Below are 4189 nucleotides of genomic sequence, written 5' to 3' on the forward strand. Positions count from 1 at the left end.
AACAAATCAGAGCTGGACGCTGTTATCGCCTATCTGCAAGGCTTGGGCTTGGCATTGAAAAACGTAAGGTAACATCATGGACGCTAACTGGGCTCGCTCGCTCTTTACTGTTTGGGTATTTATCAGCTTTATTTTAGTTCTCTATATTGTGTTCAATAGACGCAATAAGAAAAACTATGACGATGCTGCCAGCAGTATTTTCGATAATGACGAACAAAGGCCGTCTGAAAAGGACGATCAAGCTCAGTCAGTCCGTGATCACGGAGCAAAATAATGAACACAACATCCCAATTTACCAGTAGTTTCTGGAGTATATATATTGCCGTTATCGTCGTGCTCAGCTTCATCGGCCTGGCTTGGCTTCTGCTTTCGCAAAACGTTGTGAAACGCCCTAAAAAAGGCGAAGAAGTAAAAACCACAGGTCATGAGTGGGACGGCATTTCGGAGTACAACAACCCTCTGCCACGTTGGTGGTTTTGGCTTTATGTCTGCACATGGCTGTTTGGCGTCGGCTACCTGATTATGTATCCAGGTATTGGCGATTACAAAGGCCTGTGGGGCTGGAGCAGCCATGGTCAATATGAAGAAGAAGTTGCCAAAGCCAATCAGCAATACGGTAAAGTGTATGCTAAATTTTCCAATATGCCGATTGAGAAAGTGGCTAAAGACCCTGAAGCTCGTGCTATTGCACAAAACCTTTTCAATACCTACTGTATCCAATGTCACGGCTCAGATGCCAAAGGCTCCAAAGGCTTCCCGAATTTGACCGACGACGATTGGTTGTGGGGCGGTGAACCTGAAAAAATTCAGGAAACCATTGAAAAAGGCCGTACTGCCTCTATGCCGGCATGGGGTCCTGCTTTGGGTGAAGAAGGCGTGAAAAACGTAACACAGTATGTTATGTCTCTTTCTAAACCTAAGGGTCAATATGACGAAGAACGTGCAGAGCGTGGTAAAGCCCTGTTTAGCGGCCCACCTGCCAACTGTTTCACTTGTCACGGCGACAAAGGTCAAGGTATCCAAGGCCTCGGCCCGAACCTGACTGACGATGTATGGTTGTGGGGCGGTACTCAAAAAGCGATTACCGAAACCATTACCAACGGCCGCAGCAGCCAAATGCCTGCTTGGGGTCACTTCCTCGACAAAGACAAGCTGCACATCATGACCGCTTATGTTTGGGGTTTGTCCAACAAAGACGGTAAAAAAGCTCCTGCTAAAAAAGCCGAGCCTGCTCCGGTAGCTCAACCTGCCGATGCTTCTGCTCCGGCGGCTGCTTCAGCTCCTACTGCCGATAAAGCTGCTTCAGATGCTAAAGCTGCTCCAGCTGCTGAAGCCAAACCTGCTGAAAAAGCAGAAGCGGCTCTGGTTAAGGTAGATGGCAAAGCTGTTTTTGAAGCCAACTGTAAAACATGTCATGGCGGTTTGATTCCAGGCGCTCCTGTCGTAGGTAAAAAAGAAGACTGGGCTCCTCGCATCAAACAAGGTAAAGACACTTTGCACAAACACGCGCTTGAAGGCTTTAATTCTATGCCGGCTAAAGGCGGCAATGGTAGCCTGAGCGATGATGAAGTTAAAGCAGCTGTAGACTTTATGGCAAACGAGTCTGGCGCAAAATTCTAATTTTGAGTCGGATTGAAAAAAGCGTACCTAATAAGGTACGCTTTTTTATATTTGATAAAACCAGACATATCAAAGAGGTGAAATATATAAGGCCGTCTGAAACATTCAGATGGCCTTTGTTCTTGGTTCAACCAAAATTAATCAATCCAAAGTGGACGTACTGCGTTTCAGGAACCATTCGCTGAAAGGCCACTCGACGCTGTCGAGTAAGTTTTTGGTAATTAACCCCAGTTCCGTATCGCCTTCAATTTGCAATTTACGGTTGAAAAATAAGGTATCGGGATCTTCCTCGCGCATCATCATGCGCATGAAGTCTATACCGTTGGCGGCCAGCCTCAGATCGGGGGTACCGCTGAAGTTGTCATCCAGGAATTTTTCCGTATTGGCACTAAACCGCACTTTAATACCGGCATCCAAAACTTCGATTTCGAATTTTTTTCCGGCAAAAAGTTCCATATCGGCAGGCAGTAAACCTTTTTTCAGCATGGTATTCAATACGGAGACTAAAACAAAGCGCGGAGGTTTGCCGGGAAGTTTGGTACCGATTTTTGCCATCCATTTGGGTAATATGATTTCAGGCAGCGCCATAATATGCCTCCTTCACGGTTTCAATACCGGGCTGACCGCGCCAATAGCCGTCAACCAGTGTTCCGGTAGTCAGTCGTTCCAACTCGGGGCGGACATCTTCCCATGTGGCTTTTCCGTCCAATACATCGCGGTGAATTTGGATAATTTCAGCCATGCTGTGCATTTGTGGCGACAGTCTGAGCATATTCACGCCGATTTTATTCAAGTCTTCATGGTGGGGCAGTAGGTTTTGGCAGTCGTAAGACATGGTTTGGATGCCGTTGATGGTGAGAAACGGCTGGCCTTCTCGCGTATTCATGGCCATACCGTGCTCGTGGTCGAGGCAGCGGAACTCGCAACTGTCTTTATTCAGATTGTAATGGCGGGCGGTAAAGCAACGTGATGAATAGGCGAGCGGCATTTTACCCCAAGCGAAGAGTTCGGTTTCAATGCCGTCTGAAGCCTTGATGATTTCGGCAACCTTATCGCGGCTCAGCTCGGACGGTGCAATCCAGCGGAATGCCCCTAATTTTCGGAATACGTCCAAAGTGGTTTCGTTGTAGATATTCAGGCTTGCACCGGCAACAAACGGAATGCCATGTTCGCGTGCCAATTTGACCGCACCCATGTCGTTGGCTTCAACTTTAAACTTTCCCTGCTCCGTGATTTTGCGCAGGCGTTTCAGATCGGATTCGCTTTCGAGCAGGACTTGTGAAGAAAGAATAATCTCCTTACCGCTTTCCGCCAAGTCTTCAGCCAGTCCGAACCAGTCGGCAAAGCGCATTTTCTGACGGCGTGAGCAGACTACCTCGCCCAAATAGACCGTATCCAACGGCGTATCCAGCATGGAAACGTAAAATTCCAGTAGGGCTTCTTTTTGCCAGAAAAATAAAATAGGGCCCAGCGACAATTTCAATGAATTCATTTTTTTCCCCTTATTTCCATGGGCGGTTGTATGCGCCCAAAGTTGTCTGATGACCTTCCGAAACTTTGCTCAAGGCATTGTTCCAGGACGGATTGACTTTGAAATGCGACGGGTCGGCTGCGGCTGCATCCAGTGCTTGGCGCAGGGATTTGGTTACTTGCGCCGTATACATAGGACTGCGTTGGCGTCCCTCGATTTTGATGGCGGATACACCGATTTTGATGAGTTCGGGCAACATTTCCAAAACATTCAGGCTGGTCGGTTCTTCCAAAGCATAGTAGGTTTCATCATTGACTTCAAAGCGACCTTTGCACAAGGTTGGATAACCTGCCGGTTCATTGGGTTTGTATTGGTCTATCAATACCTGGTTTAGACGTACGTTCATGCGGTCGGGCAGTTGTTCCCAGCGGACGGATTTTGCCGGAGAGCAGACACCTTGCATATTGGGCGATTCGCCTGTTGCATAGCTCGACAAGATGCAACGGCCTTCCACCATCACACACAAACTGCCGAAACCAAAGACTTCAATTTCCACATCAGTATTGTCAATCACATGTTTGACCTGATCGATGGTCAGCACGCGCGGCAAAACGGCACGACGGATGCCGAACAGCTCTTTCATCATATTGATGGCTTCGTAATTGGTGGCCGAACCTTGTACCGACATATGCAGGCGTAAATTCGGATGTTTGTCTGCCGCATACGCCATGATGGCGGGGTCGGCAACAATAATCGCATCGGCACCCAAATCCGCCGCCGTATCCACAGCGGCGTGCCAACGCTCCACTTGGCCAGCTTGTGCGAATGTATTGATAGCCATCAGTACATTGCGCCCGCGCGCATGGGCGTAAGCAACGCCTTCCCGTGCCGATTTCATATCGAAATTCAGTCCCGGAAAGTTTCGTGCATTGGTCGCATCTTTCAAACCCATGTAAACCGTGTCCGCACCGTTGTCCACAGCGGTTTTCAGTGCAGGCAGGTTGCCGGCGGGGCAGACCAATTCTGGAATTTTCTGCATTTTGTGTTCCTCGTCTTGATGATAACCTCTATCGGGTTAATCAATATTTTGTAGAATTC

At 48.3% G+C, this 4189-nt stretch carries 5 protein-coding genes and 1 pseudogene; 3 read left to right on the plus strand and 3 right to left on the minus strand.

The genetic code is table 11. From position 1 onward, the window contains the following. From ACTHUE_RS11990 to ccoP, 3 genes and pseudogenes are all read left to right on the plus strand, one after another. A pseudogene (locus tag ACTHUE_RS11990) lies at positions 1-72 on the plus strand (cytochrome-c oxidase, cbb3-type subunit II); the annotation flags it as partial. Between the two features lie 4 nt (positions 73-76). Then, entirely contained in the window at positions 77-274 is a 198-nt protein-coding gene (locus ACTHUE_RS11995) for a cbb3-type cytochrome oxidase subunit 3 (RefSeq protein WP_003748776.1), read from the plus strand. Then, positions 274-1620, plus strand: coding sequence for a cytochrome-c oxidase, cbb3-type subunit III (gene ccoP, locus ACTHUE_RS12000; RefSeq protein WP_440361199.1), 1347 nt, complete (start codon positions 274-276; stop codon positions 1618-1620). Before ACTHUE_RS11995 ends, ccoP begins: the two co-directional genes overlap by 1 nt. 141 nt (positions 1621-1761) lie before the next feature. Here ccoP and ubiT read toward each other — a convergent pair whose 3' ends face one another. From ubiT to ubiU, 3 genes are read right to left on the minus strand one after another with little or no spacing between them, the layout of a single operon-like run. Next, entirely contained in the window at positions 1762-2208 is a 447-nt protein-coding gene (gene ubiT, locus ACTHUE_RS12005; protein WP_070814897.1) for a ubiquinone anaerobic biosynthesis accessory factor UbiT, read from the minus strand. Continuing rightward, on the minus strand, positions 2195-3112 hold the full coding sequence (locus tag ACTHUE_RS12010; protein ID WP_440361198.1) for a U32 family peptidase: 918 nt from the start codon (positions 3110-3112) through the stop codon (positions 2195-2197). Before ACTHUE_RS12010 ends, ubiT begins: the two co-directional genes overlap by 14 nt. A 10-nt stretch (positions 3113-3122) precedes the next feature. Continuing rightward, a complete protein-coding gene (gene ubiU / locus ACTHUE_RS12015) occupies positions 3123-4130 on the minus strand; it encodes a ubiquinone anaerobic biosynthesis protein UbiU (protein WP_003748766.1) in 1008 nt (335 codons plus the stop codon). Positions 4131-4189 lie beyond the last annotated feature (59 nt).

The organism is Neisseria sp. P0021.S005 (assembly GCF_051956955.1).

What these genes read in the sequence shown, in the direction of transcription:
- ubiU (WP_003748766.1), bottom strand. Translation starts at nt 4,130, where the DNA reads ATGCAGAAAATTCCAGAATTGGTCTGCCCCGCCGGCAACCTGCCTGCA.
- ccoP (WP_440361199.1), top strand. Translation starts at nt 274, where the DNA reads ATGAACACAACATCCCAATTTACCAGTAGTTTCTGGAGTATATATATT.
- ACTHUE_RS11995 (WP_003748776.1), top strand. Translation starts at nt 77, where the DNA reads ATGGACGCTAACTGGGCTCGCTCGCTCTTTACTGTTTGGGTATTTATC.
- ubiT (WP_070814897.1), bottom strand. Translation starts at nt 2,208, where the DNA reads ATGGCGCTGCCTGAAATCATATTACCCAAATGGATGGCAAAAATCGGT.
- ACTHUE_RS12010 (WP_440361198.1), bottom strand. Translation starts at nt 3,112, where the DNA reads ATGAATTCATTGAAATTGTCGCTGGGCCCTATTTTATTTTTCTGGCAA.